The following is a 22,694-nucleotide window of genomic DNA, read 5'->3' as shown; positions in this document are numbered from 1 at the left end:
CTCCGGTCGGGTAGAGTTCTCGCTGTCAGCAGGCGCCGCTAGCTCAGTTGGTTAGAGCAGCTGACTCTTAATCAGCGGGTCCGGGGTTCGAGTCCCTGGCGGCGCACAGACACGGAAGGCCCTCCGCGAAAGCGGGGGGCCTTTTTCGCGTGCACCCACCGACCACACGGGCACCTCGACACCAAGTGCACCGATATGTCAACGACCGACACGATTGATCCGCGCTATTACCACAGGTTCCACAATGAACACCTGTGACCGGTAAACAGCGCGTTTCGCTCTTGCGATCATGCTCGGCGGCGTAGAACCCTGGATGTCCAAAGTGCTGACGATTCAAGGCACTTGGGGGGTAGGTAGCCGGTCGCCGGATCTGCGGGGTTGAGGGGCCCCGGCCAAGGATCGGTGCCGAGGGGGGCACCGGGCGACCGGACGGTCACGGTCCGTGTCCTCGTCCGTGGAACGGCCGTGCCCCGCCAACGACACGCCCGGCCTGATCGAGGGGGATCCGCCCGGGCTGTGCAACCGACAGACACGCGCCGATCCGCGCGTGTGGGGGGAATGACTCATGACGTCGACGCCGACGGGCGCCCGCCAGGAGCAGGAACACGATCCGTCACACCCATCCGATCCGTCACGGACCACACGGCTCCGCGTACCCGCGCAGCGGGGCGCCGCCGCCCCGCACCCCATCAGGAGGACACTGCCGAGATACGACTACGAGCACTACAGCAGGCTCGCGGGCCCCCTCACCCAGCCCGACCCCGGCACGCCGTACACCGTGCGGTACCGCTCACTGCTGTCCCAGGAGCCGCACCGCCTGCGCGCCGCCCTGATGCTGGGCGCGGCCCCGCTGCTCTCGCTGGTGCTGCTGGCCTGGCTGCTGCAGCCCGGGCACTGGACCCACCGCGACCACCCGGCCCACGACTTCCTGCCGGCCCTCGACGTCGTGATGCTGGTCTCGATCGGCCTGATCGAGTTCTTCCGCTGCCTGAACGTGCTGTCCAACGCGCACGCCACCCTGGTGGCCCGCGACCCGGTCCCGGTGGTCCCGGAGACCGGCACCCGGGTCGCGTTCATCACCACGTTCGTACCCGGCAAGGAACCGCTGGACATGGTCACCCGGACCCTGGAGGCGGCGGTGCGGCTGCGCCACCGGGGGCTGCTGCACATCTGGCTGCTCGACGAGGGCGACGACCCGGAGGTGCGGCGGGTCTGCGCGCGCCTGGGCGTGCGCCACTTCACCCGCAAGGGCGTCGAGAAGTGGAACCTGCCCAAGGGCCCGCACCGCGCGAGGACCAAGCACGGCAACTACAACGCGTGGCTGGAGGCGCACGGCGACGACTACGACTTCTTCGCCTCCGTCGACACCGACCACGTCCCGCTGCCCAACTACCTGGAGCGGATGCTGGGCTACTTCCGCGACCCGGACATCGGCTTCGTCATCGGCCCGCAGGTGTACGGCAACTACGACACGTTCGTCACCAAGGCCGCCGAGTCCCAGCAGTTCCTCTTCCACGCCCTGATCCAGCGCGCCGGCAACCGCTACGGCGCGCCGATGTTCGTCGGCACCTCCAACGCCGTACGGATCAGGGCGCTCCGGCAGATCGGCGGCCTGTACGACTCGATCACCGAGGACATGGCCACCGGCTTCGAGATGCACCGCGCCAGGAACCCGGTGACGGGCCGGAAGTGGCGCTCGGTGTACACCCCGGACGTACTCGCGGTCGGTGAGGGCCCGAGCGCCTGGACCGACTTCTTCACCCAGCAGCTGCGCTGGTCCCGGGGCACCTACGAGACGATCCTCAAGCAGTACGGGAAGGGCCTGTTCACGCTGTCCCCGGGCAAGCTCCTCAACTACACGATGATGATCATCTTCTATCCGATGTCCGCCCTGAACTGGATCCTCGCGGCCCTGAGCTGCGCGCTGTTCCTGGGCCTGGGCGCCTCGGGCGTGAACATCGACCCCACCGTGTGGCTGATGCTCTACGGCAACGCCTCCGCGCTCCAGATCGGCCTGTACGTCTGGAACCGGCGGCACAACGTCTCCCCGCACGAACCCGAGGGCTCCGGCGGGGTGGCCGGCATGGTGATGTCGGCGCTGTCCGCGCCGGTCTACGCCCGCTCGCTGCTGGACACCGTGCTGCGCCGCAGGAGCAGGTTCGTGGTCACGCCCAAGGGCGAGTCGGCCAGCCCCGACACGCTGTTCGGCACCTTCCGGATCCACTGGTTCTTCATCCTGGTGTTCGGCGGCTCGCTCGCCGCCGGCTTCGCGGGCGGCCACTCGCATCCGGCGATGATCACCTGGGCGACCCTGGCGCTGCTCATCACGGCGACCCCGATCCTCGCCTGGCGGTACTCGCTGCGCGGCGAGGGCCGGACGCCCGCGGGCACCGGCGGGAAACCGGAGGACACCGTGCGGATCGCGCTCGGCGGACCGGAAGGACACGCGCGATGACCGACAGCGCCGGCGGCCGCCGGGCACGTCGTCTCGCGATCGGTACGGCGGTGATGCTCGTCCTGGCCGGGACGAACGGGCCGTGGCTGTACCGCTTCGGGACCGAGCGATACCACGAGTACAAGATCAACAGACCGGGGTACAAGGCCGTCAACGGGCACTGGGACGTCGTCGAGTTCCCGAAGGAGTACCGCCAGGACACCATCCACGCGGTGCTCCTGCACACCGGGAAGGTGCTGCTGGTCGCGGGCTCGGGCAACAACCAGGACAACTTCGACGCCAAGCGGTTCGACAGCCGGATCTGGGACCCGGTCAAGGGCACCGTCAAGAAGGTGCCCACCCCGGCGGACCTGTTCTGCACCGGGCACACCCAGCTCGCCGACGGCGACATCCTGATCGCCGGCGGCACCAAGCGGTACGAAAGACTCAAGGGCGACGTCAAGAAGGCCGGCGGCGTCATGATCCTCTACAACGAGAACCCCGACAAACCGATGACCCTGCCCGAGGGCACCCGGTTCACCGGCAAGGGGAACGGCAAGGTGTTCCTCTCCGACGACTCGGTACTGATCCCGCGCGCGACGAAGGTCTTCGACCGGAAGACCGGCAGGTTCCTGCGGAACAACCCCGGTTACGCGCGGGTCGTCGTCGAGGCTCCGAAGGAGGGCACCCGCTACGAGACCGGCACCCAGGACGGCTACCGCATCGGGGGGCTGACCGGCGCCGACGCACGCAACACCTACGGCATCGCCAACAAACTCGGCATGGACAAGCGGGACTTCGAAGGCATCAGGGACGCCTACGAGTTCGATCCGGTCGCCGAGCGGTACATCAAGGTCGACCCGATGAACGAGGCCCGCTGGTATCCGACGCTCACCACGCTGTCGGACGGCAGGGTTCTCGGCGTCTCCGGCCTCGACGACATCGGGCAGTTGGTACCGGGCCGGAACGAGGTCTTCGACCCGGCGACGAAGACCTGGACGTACACCCGGCACAAGCGCCAGTTCCCGACCTACCCCGCGCTGTTCCTGCTGCAGAACGGCAAGCTCTTCTACTCGGGCTCCAACGCCGGGTACGGACCGGACGACGTCGGGCGCGACCCCGGGATCTGGGACGTGGCGACCAACCGGTTCACCAGGCTCGCCGGGCTCCGCGACCCGGACCGGATGGAGACGTCCGGGACCGTGCTGCTGCCGCCCGCCCAGGACGAGAGGTTCCTGGTCGTCGGCGGCGGCGGGGTCGGCGAGTCCAGGCTGTCCACGAACCGGACGCGGCTGATCGACCTGAAGGCCGCCGAGCCAAGGTTCGTGGACGGGCCGAGGCTCGCGAAGGGCACGCGGTACCCGCAGATCTCGGTGCTGCCGGACGACTCCGTGCTGGTGTCGGGCGGCTCCGAGGACTACCGGGGGCGCGGCGACTCCGACATCCACCAGGCGCGGATCTACGACCCCGCCTCGAACTCCTTCCGGCGGGTCGCCGATCCGCTGGTCGGACGGGACTACCACGCCGGGTCGATCCTGCTGCCCGACGGGCGGGTCATGTTCTTCGGGTCCAACCCGCTGTTCGCGGACAAGGCCGACAGCAGACCGGGCGTCTTCGAGCAGCGGATCGAGATCTACACCCCGCCGTACCTGTACCGGGACTCCCGGCCGTCGCTGAGCGACGGGCCGCGGACCATCGCCCGGGGCGGGACGGGCACGTTCACCGCGCGCCGCGCGTCGGCCGTCAGGAAGGTACGCCTGGTCCGGCCGAGCGCGACGACCCATGTGACGGACGTCGACCAGCGCTCCGTCGCGCTGGACTTCACGACGTCCGGGGACCGGATCACGGTGACGGTACCGGAGAACCGGAACCTGGTGCCCTCCGGGTGGTACATGGTGTTCGCGGTCGACGGCCGGGGGACGCCGAGCACGGCGCGGTGGGTGAAGGTGCCGTAGCTTTTCCGGCGTGGCTTTCCCGCCGTGGCATTTCCGCCGTGGCATTTCCGTCGTGGCGCTCCCGCAGGCCGTTCTTTGGCTGCGGGAGCGCCGTGGCTTGTCGCGCAGTTCCCCGCGCCCCTAGGGGGTGGAGCCCTGGGCCAGTTTCAAGGCATAGGCCGGCCACCAAGTTCCGGCCTGGGGGCCGCCCTTGCAGGTGCCGTCGGACTCTCCGGGGCGCTTGACCCACAGGTAGGCGTCGGCCAGGGGGTCCGCCGTCCTCTCGGTCGGGGCCTCCCCCAGTGCCCGGCCCGGCGGGTTGCACCAGCGTTCCGCCGGATTCCCGCCCGTGTAGGGGCCGTTGCCGTTCCTGCTGGTGTCGATGACGAAGTGCTTGCCGCCCACCTTCGCCGAGAGCCGCCTGCCGTAGGCGAGGGAGTCCCGGGTCGAGTAGAAGTTGGAGACGTTGACCGCGAAGCCGTCGGCCTCGGCGACGCCCGCCCGTCGCAGGGACCGGTAGATCTCGTCGGGGTGGCCCCATCCGGCGTTGCCGGCGTCCAGGTAGACCTTCGTGTTCCTCAGGGCCTTGAGCCTGGTGATCGCGTCGCGCAGCAGGTCGTAGCGCTCCTCGGCGAACCGTGCCCGGGTGCAGCCGTCGACGAGGTGCAGGACGGCGTCGGGTTCGAGGACGACGATCGCGGGGCGGTCCCCGATGCCCCGGGCGACCCCGTCGGTCCACGCCCGGTACGCGTCGCCGTCCGCCGCGCCGCCCTGGCTGTACTGGCCGCAGTCGCGGTGCGGGATGTTGTAGAGGACCAGCAGGGCCGTACGGCCGGACCGCCGGGCCGCCTCGGTGAATCCGCGTGCCTCCTGCTCGGGGTTCTCCGGTCCGATCCACTCGCCGGTCGGCTGCCGCGCGATCCTGCGGATCCGTTCCGCGTCGGCGTCCTTGCCGGCCTTGGCGTAGGCCTTCACCTGACGGGCCGCGTTGGAGTCCGGGTTGACCCAGAACGGGTCCGCCTCCCCGCCCCGCTGGGTGATCGCCACGCCCGGATCCGCGGTGTCCGGCCGGTCGTCGCCCCCTGCGCCCGAGGAGCAGCCGGCGAGCAGCAGCGCCGCTCCCAGTGCCCACGTCCAGGCAGGCGGCCGGGCCCCCCTGCTGTCGTACATCCAATTCCCCCCTGGGTGCACTTGACCAGGCCCCAATCGTGACATACCCGCTGTACTCGTCACGAGATCACCCGGTCTTGTCGACCGGCTGTTACAGGCCGGGTTGACGGCGGGCGGCGGACCGGGTAATCGCGGAACCAGGCCCGGATGCCGGTCCGTCCCCCTCTGGAGTCGCCTGCGGGCGGGCCCGGCCCCCGTCGTGCCTTTCGGCCTCCCGCGCCCGCGCCCGGGTCACTCCCGCGACCCGGGCGCGCGCGGTCGAGGACCGGCCCGGCCGGCGGTCTCAGGGGAGCGGACCGTCGACCGGGCCAGGTGTGTCCGCCCCGGGGTTCCTCCGCCCTCTAGACGGAGGTCCCGGTCAGATAGGCGGAGACGACCACGTTCCCCGTGTAGCTGTGGCTGGTCCGGTCGAAGGTGCCGCCGCAGGTGATCAGCCGGAGTTCGGCGCGGCCCGACTCGCGTGCTCCGTAGGCCTGTTGTGCGTCGAAGTGGTCGCGGGGCAGGACCCGTACGTCGTCGACGGTGAACCGGGCGACCGTACCGTCGGCGCGGACCACGCGGATCGTCTCGCCGGGGCGCAGGGCGCTGATCTTGTAGAAGACCGCGGGCCGGGTCTCGGTGTCGACGTGCCCGACCAGTATGGCGGTGCCGGCGGCGCCGGGTACGGTCCCGGAGCCGTACCAGCCGACCACGCCGGGCTGGTCGAAGGGCGGGGGGTCTATGCCGCCCTTGCCGTCGAGGCCGCGGGCGACCACGGGGGCCTGCACGCCCAGGTCCGGGATGTCGATGCGCTCGGGCATGGATGAGCCCAAAGGCTTCGCCGCCGGGGGCAGTTCGCCGCCCATGGGGCGGCCGACCGCGGCCACGTCGCCCGTGGTGGGGCCGGACATGCCGTCGGGCACCTCGGTCACCCCGCGGCCCCACAGCCAGAGCCCGAGCAGCAGGATCGCCCAGGCCACGCCGGTCAGCAGCCTGCCGGTACCGGCGGATCGTTCGGTGTCGTCGTCGGACATGGTCGTGCTGTCTCCTCAGCGTGAGCCCTGGCTCCGTCGCGCGCCCAGCAGCCCGACGGCGGCCGCCGCGAACGCGGCGAGAACGAGACCGGTGACCGCCTGCGCGGTGTCGGGACCGGTCGAGCGGGGCTCGACCGAGGCGAACGGGGCGGTGCCGCCGCCGCCCGCGTGCACGGGCGCGACCGGTGTGGCGGGCAGCCCGCCGGAGCCGTCCGGCTGGCCGGCCTGCGACTGCGCGAGGGCCGGCTGCCCCACGACCGTGACGGTGCCGGGGACGACGGCGCCGCCACAGGTCACCCGCACGTCGTAGGTGCCGGCGCCGACGGTGGAGCGGACCTGGCTCTCTCCTGTCAGGGCGCCGCCGTCACCGCTGAGGCGGGCGTCCGAGACGAAGGCCGTCGAGGAGGCGGCGCCGGTCGTGCCCGGGCAGCCGCTCACCCGCAGCGCCACCACCGAGCCCGAGGCCGGGGCGGCCGGGGTCACGGTGACCTGCCCGCCGTCCGCCGCGTGGGCGGCCGCCGGGTTCAGGCCGGCCGCGCAGGCCAGGATTCCGGTACAGAGAGTGAGGCGAATTGAGCCCATCGTGAACCTCCAGATATCTGGAGGCTCCCCCGCACCCGGCGCCCCCGCATCCTCGGGGGGCGCCTTGTTGCTCCGTACGGGTGAGATACCCGTGAGGTGAGGTTTGGTGCCCGGGGGGTCAGATCCGGTCGACGAGGTCCGCGATCGAGTCCACGACCTCGGAGGGGCGGAACGGGTAGCGGTCGACGTCGTCGGGCTGGGTGACACCGGACAGCACCAGGAAGGTGCGCATCCCGGCCTCCAGGCCCGCGAGGACGTCGGTGTCCATCCGGTCGCCGATCATCGCGGAGTTCTCCGAGTGGGCGCCGATCGCGTTGAGCCCGGCCCGCATCATCAGCGGGTTGGGCTTGCCGACGAAGTACGGCTCCTTGCCGGTGGCCGCGGTGATCAGCGCGGCCACCGAGCCGGTGGCGGGCAGGTCGCCCTCGGCGGACGGGCCGACGTTGTCGGGGTTGGTGGCGATGAACCGGGCTCCGTCGTTGATCAGCCGCACCGCCTTGGTGAGCGCCTCGAAGGAGTAGGTGCGGGTCTCGCCGAGGATCACGAAGTCGGGTTCGTGGTCGGTGAGGATGTAGCCGATGTCGTGCAGGGCGGTGGTCAGGCCGGCCTCGCCGATGACGTAGGCGCTGCCGCCGGGCCGCTGGTCGTCCAGGAACTGGGCGGTGGCCAGGGCGGAGGTCCAGATGTTGTCCACCGGCACGTCCAGGCCCATCCGGCGCAGCCGCGCGTGCAGGTCGCGGGCGGTGTAGATGGAGTTGTTGGTGAGGACCAGGAAGGGCTTCTCGGAGTCCCGCAGCTTCTTCAGGAAGGCGTCCGCTCCGGGGATCGGGACGCCCTCGTGGATGAGGACGCCGTCCATGTCGGTGAGCCATGACTCGATGGGCTTGCGGTCTGCCATGTGGTGCGTCTCCTGGCGGGCGGACGGCGTATCTGCCGTCGTGCGGTCATGCGTGAACCGGGGGCGTCGGAACCACGGCGTACCGACGCCCCCAGCCTAGTCAGGACTGCGTGAGCCGGACCCCGTCGACGACCCAGTACCAGTTGTTGCCGCCGGTGTAGCGGAACCGGACCCTGGCCGTGGTGGCTCCGGCGGGGACCTGGAGGGTGACGGTCTCGGTGCGGGAGGGCACGTCGGCGGTGTAGGTGCGCACGGAGACGGGGGCGGCGCCGTCGTAGGAGACGAGGACCTCGCCCTTCTGCGGGGACTCCTGCCGGTAGAAGGTGGTGTAGGTGAGGGTGGCGGTGCGCCCGCCGGTGACCGGGTAGGCCGGGCTGACCAGGGTGGAGTCGAAGGTGCCGGTGAGGCTCTTGTCGTTCCACTCGTCGCCGTCGGCGACGGCGAACACGTTCCGGGCGCGGACGTTGCACTCGCGGTTCTGGTCGCGCTGGGCCTGGGTCCAGAACTCGTCGGTGGTGAAGGACCAGCCGCGCCACTCGGTGACCCCGCCGGTGCCCATCGCGGAGTTGTCGACGGACCAGCCGGCGGGCGGGGTGTGGGTGAAGCCGAGGACCGAGGCGGCGATGCCGGTCTCGTCGACGCGGGACTGCAACTGGCCGCGCAGGCCGTCGAAGGCGTCCGGGGCGGGCTGCTGGACCGGGCGTCCGTCCAGGCCCCAGGCCGGGTCGATCGCGACGCCGAGGTGGGCGAGGGCGGAGACGGCGACGTCCGGCATCTTGACGTCGTACCGGACGGAACCGGCGGCGAGTGCCGAGCCGGTGGCGATCATGAAGGTCTGGCGTTCCTGGAGGGTGGAGCCGCCGTGGCCGCCGGGGTCGGTGTGCCCGTGGTCGGCGGTGACCATCACCAGCCAGTCCTCGCTCGCGTAGGTCGCGCGGGCCCTGAGCGCGGCCACCATCTGGCCCACCTGGGCGTCGACGCCGTGGATCGCGTCCAGGTACTGCTGGGAGGCGGCGCCGTAGCTGTGCCCGGCGTGGTCGACGTTGTCGAGCTGGACGAAGACGGCGTCCGGGTCGCCGTCCTTGAGCACGGCGACGGCGCGCGCGGCGGTCCCGGTGTCGTACTCCGCGCTCGGCGTGGAGACCCGGGTGTCGACCTTCGCCGAGAACACGGTGTCCGTGATCGGCGCCCAGGAGGAGACCGCGTACGTCGACAGGGCGGGCTTCGCGGTCTCGATCCGGGTCAGGAAGTCCGGGTACTGGGCGAACCTGTTGCCGCCGAGGCTGTTGTCCTTGACGTTGTGCTTGTCGGGCCAGACGCCGGTGATGATCGTGGACCAGCCGGGGCCGGACAGGGTCGGGGCGAGCGGGTTCGCGTAGATGCTGCTGGGCGCGGTGACACCGGCCGCCATCAGGGCGTCGAGGTTCGGGGCGTCGGCGTCCTTGATCCGGGTGAGCAGGCAGCCGTCGAGGCCGACGACCAGCACCTTGGGGGTGCGGGCGGCGGCCCGGGCGACGGCGGCGAGCGGGCCGGCGGTGGCGGCGACCGCGGCGGCGGAGACGAGGAAGGTGCGGCGGGACACGCGGTACGACACGGGGACCTCCGTGGAGAGCAGGGGCTCGGGCGGGTGCGGGCATGGCAACGCCCCCGGTGGTTCCAGGGGCGTTGCGGTCGTGCGCGGTGTTCCGGGGGCTCAGCTGCCGGTGGCGGACTTCCAGGCGTCGACGTAGGAGGTGAGGTTCTTGTCGATGTCGTTCCAGTCCGGCGAGAAGACCTCGACGCCGTCCATCAGCTTGGTCAGCGCGATGGCGTTGGCGTCGACGGCCTTGACGTCGGTGCGGGCGCTGAAGCCGCCGCCGACGGAGCTGACCTCCTGCTGCTGCTTCTGCGCGAGCATGAAGTCGAGGAGCTTCTTGCCGTTCTCGGTGTGCGGGGCGCCGCTGAGCAGCCCGGCCGCGTAGGGCAGCGCGAAGGTGGTGGGCTTGCCGCCCTGGGCGGCCGGGAACCAGATGCCGAGGTTCGGCATGGTCTTGGACTGGGCGTAGTTCATCTGCACGTCGCCGTTGGCGACCAGCAGTTCGCCCTTGTCGACCTTGGGGGCGAGCTTGCCGGTGGAGGCGGACGGGCCGACGTTGTTGGCCTGGAGCTTCTTCAGGTAGTCCAGCGCCTGCTGCTGCCCGCCGAAGTCGTGCATCGCCTTGATCAGGACGGCGGTTCCGTCGCCGGCGACACCGGGTGTGGAGTACTGGAGCTTGTTCTTGTACGAGCCGTCGAGGAGCTGCTCCCAGGTCGTCGGGGCCTGCTTCAGCTCCTTCTTGTCGTAGACGAAGCCGAAGTAGTTGTTGACGACGGAGGTCCAGGTGCCGTCGGCGGCCTTGTCGCCGCCGCTGACCAGCTCCGAGCCCTTCGGCGCGTACTTCTGCAGCAGGCCCTTGCCGTCGGCCTGCTGGACGAAGGGCGGGAGGGTGACCAGGACGTCCGCCTGCGTGTTGCTCTTCTCCCGCAGGGCGCGCTGCACGACCTCGCCGGAGCCGCCCTCGACGTACTTGACCTTGATGCCGGTCTGCTTCTGGAAGTCGGCGAAGACCTTGTCGTACCAGCCGTCGTTGTTCTCGCCCTTGAGGCCGTCCGCGCTGTAGACGGTGACGACCTTCTCGTCGGCGGCGGCCGAGGAGCCACCGCAGGCGGAGAGCAGCGGGGTGGCGAGGAGACAGACGACTACGGCGATCTTGAGCGTGTTTCTGGGCATGGCGAGGCCAACTCCTTGCATCGGTGAGGGCTTTGGATCAGCGATCGGTGATCAGCGGTAGGAAGCTCGGTTGCGGACGCGGGAGACGGCGAACAGGGCGATCAGCGTCGCCGCCATGAGGACCACCGCGATCGCGGAGCCGGCGAACAGGGCGCCGCGGTCGGTGGCCGAGTAGATCAGGACCGGAAGCGGGGTCCAGTCGGGCGGATAGAGCATCATCGTGGCGCTCAGCTCGCCCATGGAGAGGGCGAAGCAGAGGCCGGCCGCGGCGGTCAGGGAGGGCAGCAGGAGCGGCAGCCGGACCCGCCAGAGCACATGGGCGGGCCGGGCGCCGAGGGAGGCGGCGGCCTGTTCGTACGCCGGGTCGAGGCGGGTGGCGGCGGCCGACACCGACTGGTAGGCGAAGGCGGTCACCAGCACGGTGTGGGCGATGATCACGATCCACCGGGTGCCGTTGAGCAGCATCGGCGGCTGGGAGAAGGCCACCAGGAGCGACAGCCCGACCACCACCGACGGCACCGCGACGGGCAGCACGAACAGGGCGTCGACCAGGGCCTTGCGGCGGCGGCCGAGGGCATGGGCGGCGAGTGCGGCCCAGGTCCCGGCGGCCAGCGCGAGCAGGCTCGCGGTGACGGCGGTGACGAGGCTGGTGGTGAGCGCCTGCAGGGCGTCGCCGCGGGTGGCGGAACGGAAGTTGCCGACGGTCATGCCCGACGGCAGGGCGCCGGACCAGTGGGTGGCGAAGGAGGCGCCGAGGACGACGAGGAGCGGGAGGGCGAAGAGCGGCAGGAAGAGGACGAGGAACACCGCCCACACCACCCACCTGGCCCCACGGCTATGCACCAGCACGACGGCTCACCACCCGGTAGAGGCCGTAGAGGCCCACGGAGATCAGGATGTTGACGACGGCGACGACGCAGGCGCCCGGGTAGTCGGACTCCAGGATCGCCTTGCTGTAGACGAGCATCGGCAGGGTGGTGACCCCCTTGGCGCCGGTGAAGAGCACGATTCCGAACTCGTTCAGGCACAGCACCAGCACCAGGCTTCCGCCGGCCGCGAGCGCGGGCAGCGCCTCGGGGAGGATCACCCGCCGCACGATCCGGGGGGCCCGCGCCCCCAGGCTGGACGCCGCCTCCAGCTGCGCGGTGTCGAGCTGCGAGAACGCGGCGAGCAGCGGCCGCATGACGAACGGCGTGAAGTAGGTGACCTCGGCCAGCAGCACGCCCCAGGGGGTGGTCAGGAACTGGAACGACCCGACGATCCCGGTCGTGCCGTAGATGAAGAGCAGGGCGAGGGTGATGAGGAAGGAGGGGAAGGAGAGGTAGACGTCGACGAAGCGGGCGACGGCGTTCGCGCCGGGGAACGGGACGAAGGCGATGACCAGCGCGAGCACGAAGCCGAGGACCATGCATCCGGCGGTGGAGGAGACGGCGATCCACACGGTCGTCCACAGCGCGTCGCGGAACGACTCGGAGGCGAAGACGTCGGCGTAGGGCTGCAAGGAGGCGCCGCCCGTGTCCGGCGTCAGGGACTGCCGGACGACGAGGGCGAGCGGGTAGAGGAAGAAGAGGGCCAGCAGGGCGACGGGCGGCAGGACCAGCGCGCCCCGAAAGGGACGCGGGGCTGTACTGGATCTGCGGCTGCCGCCGCGTGGGCGCGAAGGGCCCCCACGCACCCGCGCCCGGGAGACGACCTCAGTCACGGCCGACCCCCGCGGGCAGCAGCACCGCATCCTCCGGCGCGAAATGCAGGCTCACGGCGTCCCCGAACCCGGGCGGATCCCTCAACTCGCGCAGATCGGCCATCACCTCGTGCCCGTCCACGTCGACGTAGAGCCGATGCGTGGCCCCCCGCCACTGGATCTCCCGGACGACACCGGTGAGCTGGTTGGGTCCCTCGCCCAGCCCGACCAGATGCGGCCGCACGCACAGGGTGGCCCTGGCCCCGGCGACGGCGCCCTGCGTGGCCACCTTCACCGCGGCCCCCGCGAAGTCGACGCCGCCGGCCGCGACGGTCACCGGCAGCAGGTTCGCCCCGCCGACGAAGGACGCGGTGAACTCGTCGGCGGGCGCCCGGTAGAGCTCCGTGGGTGTCCCGCAGGCCCGCAGGCGGGCCTTGTCCATCACGGCGATCCGGTCCGCCAGCGTCAGCGCCTCGACCTGGTCGTGGGTGATGTACAGGATCGACACGTCGGGCAACTCGCGGTGCAGTCGCGCCAGTTCGGCGAGCATCCCGGAGCGCAGCTGCGCGTCGAGCGCGGACAGCGGCTCGTCGAGGAGCAGCACCCCGGGCCGGATGGCCAGCGCCCGGGCGATGGCGACCCGCTGCTGCTGGCCGCCGGACAGCTCCCGCGGATAGCGGCGCGCGTACGCCGCCATCCCGGTCATCTCCAGCGCCTCGGCGACCCGTTCACGGGTCTCGCCCTTGGGCGTCCTGCGGGCCTTGAGCCCGAAGGCCACGTTGTCGGCGACCCGCATGTGCGGGAACAGCGCGTACTGCTGGACGACCATCCCGATCCCGCGCCGGTACGGCGGCAGGTCGGTGACGTCGCGGTCGCCGAGGAACACCCGCCCGGAGACGGGCCGTACGAACCCGGCGACCGCCCGCAGCGCGGTGGTCTTGCCGGAGCCCGACGGCCCGAGCAGGGCCATCACCTCGCCGGGTCCGACGGTGAGGTCGAGCGCGTCGAGAACCACGTTCCCGTCGTAGGCGACGCTCACCGAGTCGAAGCGGATCCCGCTGGTCATCCGAGGACTCCCGGCAGGTCCGCGACCGACTCCAGCACATGGGTCGCCCCGGCCGCCCGCAGCGCCGACGCGTCGTGCGCGCCGGTCAGCACCCCGGCGACCAGGCCGGCGCCGGCGCGGACGCCGGTGAGCATGTCGTACGAGGTGTCGCCGACGACGGCGACCTGGCGGACGTCGTCGGCGGCGGCCGTGCGCAGCAGCGCGGTGAGGACCATGTCCGGGTACGGCCGCCCGCGGCCCCCGGCGTCGGCGGGGCACAGGGTGAGCGGCACCAGGTCCTGCCAGCCGAGGGCGGCGAGGATCGCGTCCTGGGTGGCGCGGGCGAATCCGGTGGTGAGGACGACGGTACGGCCGTCCGCCCGCAGCTTCTCGACGGTCTCGCGGGCGCCGGGCAGAGCGCGCACCAGGCCGCCGTCGACGAGTTCGGCGTAGGCCGCCTCGAAGGCCCGGTTGGCCTCCTGCGCCCTGGCCTCCTCCCCGAACAGGTGCCGGAAGACGGAGATCTTGGACTCGCCCATGGTGGCGCGGACGTAGTCGATCATCTGGTCGGGGTCGGCGCCCAGGTGGCGGGCGGCCGCCGTGAACGCCTGCTCGACCAGACCGCCGTCCGCGACGGTCGTCCCGGCCATGTCGAGCACGACGAGTCGGATGTCTTCGGTCTGCTGTGCCATGTCGGTCATCTCTCTCACCAGCCCAGTTCGTTCGCGGTTGTCTCGGCTATCGCGGGCGAGCAGGTCATGCCGCGCCCGCCGGGCCCGGTGACCAGCCACACCCCGTCGGCCAGCTCCTGCCGGTGCACGACCCGGGTGGTGTCGGTGCACTGCGCGTACACCCCGGCCCAGCGGCGGCGCACGCGCGGCAGCGGCCGGCCGAGGAGGGACTCGACGACGGCGGCGAGGTGCTCGTAGGGCTCCTCGACGGTGTCGAAGGCGAAGGGGTGCTCGTACTCGTGGGTGTCGCCGATGGTCAGGCCGCCGTCGGCGCGCTGCACCATCAGCAGCTGCATGCGGTGTTCGGCCGCGGTCTCCGGCTGCGGCTGCCCGGCGTTGAGCTCGTCCAGCGCCGGGGAGGCGTACGCCGGGTAGTAGCGGAAACTGTCGGCGTCGGCGACCGAGGTTGGGAGGGGCTCGCCGAGCGGGTCGGTCTGCATCATCTGCAGCCGGACCCGGCGCACCGGCAGCCCGGGCCCGGCCAGTTCGCGGACCAGGCCGCCCAGCCAGGCGCCGGTGCACAGGAGGACGGCGTCGGCGTGGTGGACGTCGCCGTGGTCGTCGCGGACCGTCCCCGGGCCCGTCACCTCGCGGACCTCGCGGCCCGGCAGGAACGTGTAGTTCGGGGACTTCAGCAGCTCGGCCCGGAGGGCGAGCTGGGCGGTGCGGGGCTCGACGGCCGCGTCCCGCTCGCAGTAGAGGGCGGCGTCGAAGTCCCCGCGCAGGGCGGGGTTCAGGACGCGGGCCTCGGCGGCCGTGAGCAGCTTGTGGCCGCGGGCGGCCGCGTCCGCGCGGGCCACGGCGGCCTCGGCGACGGCGAGTTCGCGGGCGCCGCGCACCGGGGTCAGCGACCCGTTGGCGCGGAAGCCCAGCGCGGGCACCCGGTCGCCGATCTCCTCCCACAGCTCGCGGGCCCGCAGGGCGGTGTCGAGTTCCTCACCGCCCGCGCGCCCGCTCACCCAGATCTGCCCGAAGTTGCGCAGCGAGGCGCCGCGGGCCTCGGCCTCGCGCTCGATCTGCACGACCTCGTGGCCGCGTTCCACTGCTTGCCAGGCGTGCATGGTGCCCACCACGCCTGCTCCGACGACTGTCACTCTCACGACCGCAACGCTCCTCGCGACGGGGGAACCGGAATGGACCGGCTGACAACGAGAGCGTGAACTGGTCGTCACGTTTGGGCTAGACCCGTTATCTCTTCGTGATACTCGGAGTTCATTGGTAACGTTCCAAATCGGTACTTTTCAGCCGCGCAGGTGGGCCGTGAAGGAGAACCGGTCCCCCCGGTACAGCGACCGCACCCGCTCCAGCGGCCGCCCTCCGGTGTCCCGCGACACCCGGTGGATCAGCAGCATCGGCAGCGCCGGCGGGGTGCCGATGAGCAGGGCCTCGCGCGGGGTGGCCAGCACGGTCTCGATGCGCTCGTCGGCGTCCCCGAAAGCGATGCCCTGCCCGTGCAGGTAGGCGTAGAAGGAGGAGTCGGGCTCGAAGTCGGCGTCGAGGTTCGGCACCCGGGACACGGCGACGTAGGTGCTCTCCAGGCCGACCCGCTCGTCGTCGGCGAGCAGCACGCGCTCCAGGTGCCAGACGGGCTCGCCGCGCTCCAGACCGGTCTCGGCGGCGAGGGCGGCCGGGCAGGGGAAGCGGTCGAGGGTGACCAGGCCACGGCCGGGGGTGCGCCCCTGGCGCCGAACGCCCTCGGTGTAGCTGGCGAGGGAGAGCGGCTGCTCCAGCTTGGGCCCGGCGACGACCGTGCCGCGCCCCTGCCGGCGCAGCTTGCCCTCCAGCACCAGTTCGCGCAGCGCCTGCCGTACGGTCTCGCGGGCGACGCCGTACTCCTCCGACAGATCGCGCTCGGTGGGGATGACGTTGCCCTCCCCGAGATCACCGACCAGACGGTCGATCTGCGCCTTCACCGCGTAGTACTTCGGGATGCGGCCGTGCTCCGGGATGCCGGAGCGGACGGGGGCGCCGGGGGCCTGGTCGTTCGGGTAGTCCACGGAGGGATGTTCGCAGACCGCGCCCGCCTGCGCGGATACGGGGCGTCGGCCGGGGCCCGCCGGACGTCCGCGCCGCGGCTCACCGCCGTCTGCGGGCCAGCACGAACACGGCGCTCCCCACGGCGATCAGGGCGACGCCGGCCGTGAGCAGGCCGTGGACCGTACCGAAGCCGGTGCCGGCCAGTTCACGGGCGCGCTCGGCGGCCTCCGCGGCCTCCGCGGCCTCGGCGGCCTCGGTGGCGGAGGGCGAAGCGCCGTTCGGGGAGGCGTCCGGGGTCCCGGGGGTCGCCGCCGGGCCGGTCCCCGAACCGTCACCGCGGCCGCTCTCCCGGCTGCTCCCGGCGGAGGAGGCCGGGGCGGTCTGCGGGACGTCGGTCCGCGGGGCGGGCTCCGCGCCGATGGAGGGCACGGCGGGGGCGAGACTCGCGGGCGGCGGCTCGCCGCCGATGCCGAAGCGGTAGTCGTTCGACTCCCCCACCCAGTCCCCGTCCGACCCCCGCCGCTGCACGACGGCCGCGTTCACCGTGACCGCGTTCGCCACGGCGTCGGAGGCGACGGCGAGTCTGACCTTCACCGAGACGGTCGCCCCGGGTGCCACGGTGAACCCCGGGAAGTCGTTCCCGTCGAACACACCGACCAGTTCGGACTCGTCGGTCTCCTTCAGGGCCACCGGACGGGTGTTGCGCGGGCCGTCGTAGAACTCGAGCTCGGCCTGGGACGGCTTGAGGGCCCGTTTGTCGTCGACGAGGACGACGACCGGGTGGACGTCGGTGCAGGTGAGGCCGGTGGTGTTGGTGAGGTCCAGGTACCAGGTGCCGTAACCGCCGCCGGCCTCGTAGGTCGAGGGGCCGTCGTGGATGCGGGTGGCCAGGGGGAAGCCCTGCTCGTCGGCGCCCGCGCAGGAGGTGCCGGCGGGCGCGGTGGTCTCCGACGGCACGGGTGCGGCGGTCGCCGACGACGAAGGCGCGGCCGTCGCCGGCGGCACGAGGGCGAGAACGGCGGCTGCGGCCAGGCAGGGGGACAGTGACGTGCTCAGTCGCATGATCATGTGATCATGCCGGGCCCCGGCCGGACCGCACCGGTGCCACTCCGCGAGCACACACCGACACCGCCCGATCGGCCCCCTCCGCACCGCCCGGCGGGGCCCCGGCCCACGCCGGAGCCCCGCGCCAACCGCCACCGCCCGCAGCCAACCGCCCCCGCACGGCACGGGCGGCCGCCGCCAACCAGCCACCGCCCGCGCACACGGGCGCCGCCGCCCGCCACCCTCCGTCCCCGCGCGGCACGGGCGCCGCCGCCCGCCACCCTCCGTCCCCGCACGGCACCGGCGGCCGCAGCCCGGCGTCAGCGGTCCGCGCGGTCGAACGGCGGGGTCAGCCGGCCGCGCGGCCGAACGGTGGCGTCAGGCGTCCGGACGGCGGGACAGCCGCGTCACCCGTCCGCGCGGCCGAACAATGGGGCGAGCAGGAGTTGGGCCGCGCCCTCGGCGACCCGCCGGTCGCTGCCGGGGGCCAGCCGGACGGGGACGGTGGTGCCGAGGCCGCCCTCCCGGCGGGCGCGGGCGTCGACGACCGCCGCGACCCCGCGGACGAAGGTCTCCGGGGCGGCCGCGATCGTCCGGCCGCCGAGCAGCACGAGGTCGATGTCGAGCAGGGCGGCCAGGTTGGCGGCCCCCGTGCCCAGCACCCGGGCCGCTTCCTCCGGGTCGTCGCCGACCACCGCCGCCAGGCACAGCGCCTCGATGCAGCCCCGGTTGCCGCAGTGGCACGGGGGCCCGTCCAGCTGGACGACCTGGTGTCCGAACTCCCCCGCCCCGGTCCGCGCCCCCCGGTGCACGCTGTCGCCGATCACCAGTCCGGCGCCCAGGCCCGTGCCGAGATGCAGGTAGGCGAAGGAGCCGCCCTCGCCGCCGACGGCGAGCCCGAGGGCGGCCGCGTTGCTGTCCTTGTCGACGACGACCGGCAGACCGAGCCGCCCGGCGAGCTCGTCCCGCAGCGGGAATCCGTCCCACTCGGGGAACCCGGTGACCCGGTGCAGCACCCCGTGGGTGTGGTCGAGCGGCCCGGGAGCCGCGACCCCGACCCCGAGGACCTCGTCGGGCACCTCCTCGCGCAACTCGCCGACCAGCTCCGCGGCGGCGCCCAGCACGGCCGCCGCGCCCGCGCCGAGGTCCAGTTCCCCCTGCCGTTCGCCGACGACCGTGCCGTCGAGGTCGACCAGCACCGCCCGCAGCTCGTCCCGGTCAAGTTGCAGCCCGATCGCGTGCCCGGCCTCCGGCACCAGCCGCAGCACGGTGGCCGGCTTGCCTCCCGTGGACGCGCGCCGCCCGGCCTCCGCGGCGAGGCCCTCCTCGCGGAGCCGGGCGGTGATCTTGCTGACCGCCTGCGGGGTGAGCCCGGTGCGCCCGGCCAGTTCGAGCCGGCTGATGCCGTCCTCCCCCGCCGTGCGCAGCAGGTCCAGCACCAGTGCGGTGTTGTGACTGCGCACGGCGAGCAGATTCGCGCCGGCCGCGCCCGGGCGTCCGCTCCTCGTCGTCCTGTTCACGCCACTCATTCTCCCTGCCGCTTGCACTTTGGCAACAGCGTTGCCAAAGTGGGAGCCATGACAGCTGCCTCTCCCCTCCGCGTCGGCCTCATCGGCTACGGCCTCGCCGGATCCGTCTTCCACGCCCCCCTGATCGCCGCCACCGAGGGCCTCGCCCTGGACACGCTGGTCACCTCGAACCCCGAGCGGCAGGCACAGGCGAAGGCCGAGTTCCCCGAGGTCCGCACCGTCGCCGCCCCTGACGAGCTGTTCGCGCGGGCCGGCGATCTCGATCTGGTCGTCATCGCCTCCCCGAACAGGACGCACGTCCCGCTGGCGACGACCGCGCTGGAGGCGGGGCTGCCGGTGGTGGTCGACAAGCCGGTCGCCGGCACCGCGGCCGAGGCCCGCGAGCTGGCCGCCCTGGCCGAGGCCCGCGGTCTGCTGCTCTCGGTCTTCCAGAACCGCCGCTGGGACAACGACTTCCTGACCCTGCGCAAGCTCCTGACGGACGGCGAACTCGGCGACCCCTGGCGCTTCGAGTCCCGCTTCGAGCGCTGGCGGCCGCAGCCCAAGGGCGGCTGGCGCGAGTCCGGCGACCCGGCAGAGATCGGAGGTCTCCTCTACGACCTGGGCAGCCACGTCGTCGACCAGGCCCTGGTCCTCTTCGGCCCCGCCACCGAGGTGTACGCCGAGTCGGTGATCCGCCGCGCCGGCGCCGAGACCGACGACGACACCTTCATCGCCGTCACGCACGCGAACGGCGTCCGCTCCCACCTCTACGCCTCGGCGACGGCGGCCCAGCTCGGCCCGCGCTTCCGGGTGCTGGGTTCGAAGGCCGGCTACGTGAAGTACGGCCTGGACCCGCAGGAGGCGGCGCTGCGCGAGGGCGAGCGCCCGGGCCCCGGCTGGGGCGCCGAACCCGAGTCCCTGTACGGCACGATCGGCGCCGGGGAGTCCCCGGTGACCGGTGGCGGACGCGCCGTCGCGACCCTGCCCGGCGACTACCCCGCGTACTACGCGGCCGTCGCCGCGGCACTGCGGGGCGAGGGCCCCAATCCGGTGACCGCCCTGGAGGCGGCCGCCGCCCTGGACGTACTGGAAGCAGCCCGCCGCTCGGCGCGAGGCAAGGTGACGGTGACCCTCTGATGCACCACCCGCAGATCACCCCCAGGTCCACTCCGGAACTCACCCCGTCGGTGGAGGAGCTGGAGAAGCAGGAACGTCGGCTGGTCTTCCGGCAGTTCACGTACGACGACGCGTGGGCGCTCGGTTCCCTGCTGGTGGAGACGGCACGGGAGCGCCAGGCTCCGGTGGCCATCGACATCCACCGCGGCGGCCAGCAGCTCTTCCACGCTGCCCTGCCCGGCTCCACCCCCGACAACGACGCCTGGATCGCCCGCAAGCGCCGGGTGGTGGAACGCTACGGCTCCGCGTCCTACCTGGTGGGGGCCCGCTTCCGGGCCAAGGGCACGACGTTCGAGGAGTCCTCCCGCCTGGACCCCGACACCTACGCCGCGCACGGCGGATCCTTCCCGATCACCGTGGAGAACGTCGGCGTGATCGGTTCCGTGACGGTCTCCGGCCTGCCCCAGCTCCAGGACCACCGCATGGTGGTGGAGGCCCTGGAGCGTTTCCTGGACCTGTGACGCCGGCCAGGGACAGCGCCCCGTAAGGGGCGCGGGGAACTGCGCGGGCGAGCACGGACCACCCGCACCCGCCCGCGCAGAGCAACCCCTCTGCCCCTCAGGCGTCTTTGAGCTCCTGCCGCTGCCGACCGAGCCCCGTGACCTCCAGCTCCACCACGTCCCCGCCCCGCAGGAACGGCTTCGGCTCGGGCGCTCCCTGCGCGACCCCCGCCGGAGTCCCGGTGTTGATGACGTCCCCGGGGCGGAGCACCATGAACTGGCTCACGTAGCGCACGACCTCGGCGACCGGGAAGATCTGCTCCGCGGTCCTCCCGTCCTGCTTCAGCTCGCCGTTGACCCAGAGCCGCAGGGACAGGTCCTGCGGGTCCCCGACCTCGTCCGCCGTGACCAGCCACGGCCCGAGCGGGTTGAACGTCTCGCAGTTCTTCCCCTTGTCCCAGGTACCGCCCCGCTCGATCTGGAACTCCCGCTCCGACACGTCGTGCGCGACGGCGTACCCGGCGACGTACGCCAGCGGGTCCTCGTCGTCCGTGAGGTACCGGGCCGTGCGCCCGATGACCACGGCGAGTTCGACCTCCCAGTCGGTCTTGACCGACCCGCGGGGGATCAGCACGGTGTCGTCCGGCCCGACGACCGTGTCCGGGGCCTTGAAGAAGACGACCGGCTCGGCCGGGGGTTCGGCCCCGGTCTCGCGGGCGTGGTCGTGGTAGTTGAGCCCGATGCACACGATCTTGCCGATGCGTCCGAGCGGGGGGCCGATCCGCAGCCCTTCCGCGTCGAGCGCGGGCAGTTCGCCGGACCCGGCCGCGGCCCGGATCCGTCCGAGGGCGGCCTCGTCGGCGAGCAGGGCTCCGTCGATGTCGTCGACGATTCCCGACAGGTCCCGCAGGACGCCCTCGGCGTCGAGCAGAGCGGGCCGCTCCGCTCCCGCCGTACCGACTCGCAGCAGCTTCATGGTCGTCACCATCTCCCTTGACAGCAGTCGCCCGGCCGATGGGTGCAGCCATCGGAGGACTGGTCGATCCTCCAAGATCCGGATGCAGCGGGCAATACCTTGTTCACGTACTGGACCGTAAACAGTGGGGGTCTCATCGGTACAGCACCGCCCGCTCCACCGCGCTCCAGGTCGTACTGGTCACCACGTAGAGCGCGGCGGCCAGCGGCACCACGGCCACGGTGACCAGCGTGAAGTAGGAGAGGTAGGGCGTGACCCTGGTGACCGCGCCCAGACCCGGCAACTGCTCGCCTGCGCCGCCCCCGGCCGTCGCTCCCGCTCCCGTTCCCGTTCCCGCCTCCGCGGCGGCCCTCCTGGTGCGCAGGAAGGTGACGGTGGCGACGGCGGCGACCAGGACGAACAGGACGAGGTAGACCGGGCCGGCGCTCCCGAACCCGTCGCCGAGGGCCTCGACGCCGCGCCCGCCGAGCGGTGCGCCGAGCAGCGAGTGGCCGAGCAGGGCGTTGTCGTGGCCGCCGATCGTGGAGTTGGAGAAGAGGTGGTACAGCAGGAAGAACGCGGGCAGTTGCAGCAGCCCGGGCAGGCAGCCGGAGAGCGGGGAGACCTTCTCCTCCGCGTGCAGTTCCAGTACGGCCTTCTGCAGCGCCTCCTGGTTCCCGCCGTGCTTCTTCCGCAACTCCGCGATTCTCGGCTGGAGCGCGGCCCGGGCCCGCTGGCCACGGGCGGCGGCACGGGACAGGGGGTGCACGAGCAGTCGTACCAGCGCGGTGAACAGGACGATCGCGGCCGCGGCGGCGGAGGCGTGGAAGAACGGCCGCAGCAGGTCGGCGAGTTGCTCGACCAGGGAAGCGAAAACGGACATGGGTGAGCCCTCCGGGGGTCTCGTCGTGCCGTGGTTGAGGAGGCGGAACGGCATGACGACGCGCGCGAGCCCACCCCGACGGGTCCGACGGGTCCGTCGGATGCCGGTGCCGGTGCCGGTTTCGGGTGTGGTGGTCTACGCGGCGGTCGCCGGGAGGGCGTGCCCGGGGGCTCGCGGGCGGCTGCGGCCCTTCGCGTCGGGGTCCCGCTGCGGCAGGAAGGCCGTGCGCCGGGCCCGGTCGCGTATCGCCGTGCGGATCCGGGTGGGGGGCACGGCGGGCGCGGAACGCGCGGCGCGGAAGGCGGCGACCGCGAGGGCCGAGCCGACGGCGGCGGTCGCGGCGAGGGCGACGGTGGTGAAGAGGCTGCCGGAGTCGATCAGCAGCAGGCCGAACAGGACGAGCAGCAGGAGGGCGACGGGCCGGGGCGACAGCACCCAGCGGTCGTGCGCGCGCATTCCCGCTCCCCCCTG

The 22,694-nt window shown here is 72.4% G+C and carries 21 protein-coding genes and 1 tRNA gene; 5 read left to right on the top strand and 17 right to left on the bottom strand.

Annotation, left to right across the window (positions count from 1 at the left end):
* Positions 1–32 precede the first annotated feature (32 nt).
* The 3 genes from ACFY3I_RS18665 to ACFY3I_RS18655 all read left to right on the top strand — a co-directional run bounded on the left by ACFY3I_RS18665 (position 33) and on the right by ACFY3I_RS18655 (position 4,389).
* Positions 33–106, top strand: a tRNA-Lys gene (locus ACFY3I_RS18665).
* A gap of 459 nt (positions 107–565) precedes the next feature.
* A complete protein-coding gene (locus ACFY3I_RS18660) occupies positions 566–2,455 on the top strand; it encodes a glycosyltransferase family 2 protein (protein WP_390861522.1) in 1,890 nt (629 codons plus the stop codon).
* Complete coding sequence (locus ACFY3I_RS18655; protein WP_390861521.1) at positions 2,452–4,389, top strand: galactose oxidase-like domain-containing protein; 1,938 nt, start codon at positions 2,452–2,454, stop codon at positions 4,387–4,389. Before ACFY3I_RS18660 ends, ACFY3I_RS18655 begins: the two co-directional genes overlap by 4 nt.
* 120 nt (positions 4,390–4,509) lie before the next feature.
* On the opposite strand, the gene ACFY3I_RS18650 is transcribed toward ACFY3I_RS18655, so the two are convergent.
* The 14 genes from ACFY3I_RS18650 to ACFY3I_RS18585 all read right to left on the bottom strand — a co-directional run bounded on the left by ACFY3I_RS18650 (position 4,510) and on the right by ACFY3I_RS18585 (position 18,787).
* Entirely contained in the window at positions 4,510–5,538 is a 1,029-nt protein-coding gene (locus ACFY3I_RS18650; protein ID WP_390861520.1) for a glycoside hydrolase family 6 protein, read from the bottom strand.
* A 341-nt stretch (positions 5,539–5,879) separates the two neighbouring features.
* Positions 5,880–6,551, bottom strand: a complete 672-nt coding sequence (locus tag ACFY3I_RS18645) for a class F sortase (protein ID WP_390861519.1) — start codon at positions 6,549–6,551, stop codon at positions 5,880–5,882.
* 15 nt (positions 6,552–6,566) lie between these two features.
* On the bottom strand, positions 6,567–7,133 hold the full coding sequence (locus ACFY3I_RS18640; RefSeq protein ID WP_390861518.1) for a hypothetical protein: 567 nt from the start codon (positions 7,131–7,133) through the stop codon (positions 6,567–6,569).
* Between the two features lie 118 nt (positions 7,134–7,251).
* Positions 7,252–8,031, bottom strand: a complete 780-nt coding sequence (locus ACFY3I_RS18635; RefSeq protein ID WP_390861517.1) for an HAD-IIA family hydrolase — start codon at positions 8,029–8,031, stop codon at positions 7,252–7,254.
* A 100-nt stretch (positions 8,032–8,131) separates the two neighbouring features.
* Positions 8,132–9,625: an alkaline phosphatase family protein gene (locus ACFY3I_RS18630; RefSeq protein ID WP_390861516.1), complete on the bottom strand. Its 1,494-nt coding sequence runs from the start codon at positions 9,623–9,625 to the stop codon at positions 8,132–8,134.
* A 99-nt stretch (positions 9,626–9,724) separates the two neighbouring features.
* Positions 9,725–10,780: a 2-aminoethylphosphonate ABC transporter substrate-binding protein gene (locus ACFY3I_RS18625; protein WP_390861515.1), complete on the bottom strand. Its 1,056-nt coding sequence runs from the start codon at positions 10,778–10,780 to the stop codon at positions 9,725–9,727.
* Positions 10,781–10,831: 51 nt separating this feature from the next.
* Positions 10,832–11,629 carry an ABC transporter permease subunit gene (locus ACFY3I_RS18620; RefSeq protein WP_365293100.1) on the bottom strand — a complete coding sequence of 266 codons (798 nt, stop codon included), beginning with the start codon at positions 11,627–11,629 and terminating at the stop codon, positions 10,832–10,834.
* Positions 11,616–12,512, bottom strand: coding sequence for a 2-aminoethylphosphonate ABC transporter permease subunit (locus tag ACFY3I_RS18615; protein WP_390861514.1), 897 nt, complete (start codon positions 12,510–12,512; stop codon positions 11,616–11,618). The genes ACFY3I_RS18620 and ACFY3I_RS18615 overlap by 14 nt, the downstream gene beginning before the upstream one ends.
* On the bottom strand, positions 12,475–13,527 hold the full coding sequence (locus ACFY3I_RS18610; RefSeq protein WP_390861513.1) for an ABC transporter ATP-binding protein: 1,053 nt from the start codon (positions 13,525–13,527) through the stop codon (positions 12,475–12,477). The genes ACFY3I_RS18615 and ACFY3I_RS18610 overlap by 38 nt, the downstream gene beginning before the upstream one ends.
* Entirely contained in the window at positions 13,524–14,198 is a 675-nt protein-coding gene (locus ACFY3I_RS18605) for a phosphonatase-like hydrolase (RefSeq protein ID WP_390861512.1), read from the bottom strand. The genes ACFY3I_RS18610 and ACFY3I_RS18605 overlap by 4 nt, the downstream gene beginning before the upstream one ends.
* A 14-nt stretch (positions 14,199–14,212) precedes the next feature.
* Entirely contained in the window at positions 14,213–15,337 is a 1,125-nt protein-coding gene (locus ACFY3I_RS18600; protein WP_390861511.1) for a TIGR03364 family FAD-dependent oxidoreductase, read from the bottom strand.
* Positions 15,338–15,478: 141 nt separating this feature from the next.
* Positions 15,479–16,234, bottom strand: a complete 756-nt coding sequence (locus ACFY3I_RS18595; protein ID WP_390861510.1) for a GntR family transcriptional regulator — start codon at positions 16,232–16,234, stop codon at positions 15,479–15,481.
* 79 nt (positions 16,235–16,313) lie between these two features.
* A complete protein-coding gene (locus ACFY3I_RS18590) occupies positions 16,314–17,276 on the bottom strand; it encodes a hypothetical protein (RefSeq protein ID WP_390861509.1) in 963 nt (320 codons plus the stop codon).
* Positions 17,277–17,665: 389 nt separating this feature from the next.
* Positions 17,666–18,787: an ROK family protein gene (locus ACFY3I_RS18585; RefSeq protein ID WP_390861508.1), complete on the bottom strand. Its 1,122-nt coding sequence runs from the start codon at positions 18,785–18,787 to the stop codon at positions 17,666–17,668.
* Positions 18,788–18,835: 48 nt separating this feature from the next.
* On the opposite strand from ACFY3I_RS18585, the gene ACFY3I_RS18580 reads away from it, so the two are divergent.
* Both ACFY3I_RS18580 and ACFY3I_RS18575 read left to right on the top strand, forming a co-directional pair.
* The gene (locus ACFY3I_RS18580) at positions 18,836–19,906 is read left to right on the top strand and encodes a Gfo/Idh/MocA family oxidoreductase (protein ID WP_390861507.1); all 1,071 of its coding nucleotides are present in this window, start codon (positions 18,836–18,838) and stop codon (positions 19,904–19,906) included.
* Positions 19,906–20,406: a heme-degrading domain-containing protein gene (locus ACFY3I_RS18575; protein WP_390861506.1), complete on the top strand. Its 501-nt coding sequence runs from the start codon at positions 19,906–19,908 to the stop codon at positions 20,404–20,406. Before ACFY3I_RS18580 ends, ACFY3I_RS18575 begins: the two co-directional genes overlap by 1 nt.
* A gap of 97 nt (positions 20,407–20,503) precedes the next feature.
* On the opposite strand, the gene ACFY3I_RS18570 is transcribed toward ACFY3I_RS18575, so the two are convergent.
* The 3 genes from ACFY3I_RS18570 to ACFY3I_RS18560 all read right to left on the bottom strand — a co-directional run bounded on the left by ACFY3I_RS18570 (position 20,504) and on the right by ACFY3I_RS18560 (position 22,679).
* Positions 20,504–21,361 (bottom strand): fumarylacetoacetate hydrolase family protein, encoded by an 858-nt coding sequence (locus ACFY3I_RS18570; protein WP_390861505.1) that lies wholly within the window; start codon positions 21,359–21,361, stop codon positions 20,504–20,506.
* 133 nt (positions 21,362–21,494) lie between these two features.
* Positions 21,495–22,223 carry a YidC/Oxa1 family membrane protein insertase gene (locus ACFY3I_RS18565; RefSeq protein ID WP_390861504.1) on the bottom strand — a complete coding sequence of 243 codons (729 nt, stop codon included), beginning with the start codon at positions 22,221–22,223 and terminating at the stop codon, positions 21,495–21,497.
* A 135-nt stretch (positions 22,224–22,358) separates the two neighbouring features.
* Positions 22,359–22,679, bottom strand: coding sequence for a DUF6412 domain-containing protein (locus ACFY3I_RS18560; RefSeq protein WP_390861503.1), 321 nt, complete (start codon positions 22,677–22,679; stop codon positions 22,359–22,361).
* Positions 22,680–22,694 lie beyond the last annotated feature (15 nt).

This window comes from Streptomyces sp. NPDC001068 (genome assembly GCF_042897315.1).
Classification (GTDB): Bacteria; Actinomycetota; Actinomycetes; order Streptomycetales; family Streptomycetaceae; genus Streptomyces.
Note: the sequence above shows the minus strand (reverse complement) of the source record. Positions and strands in the feature narration are given on the sequence as shown.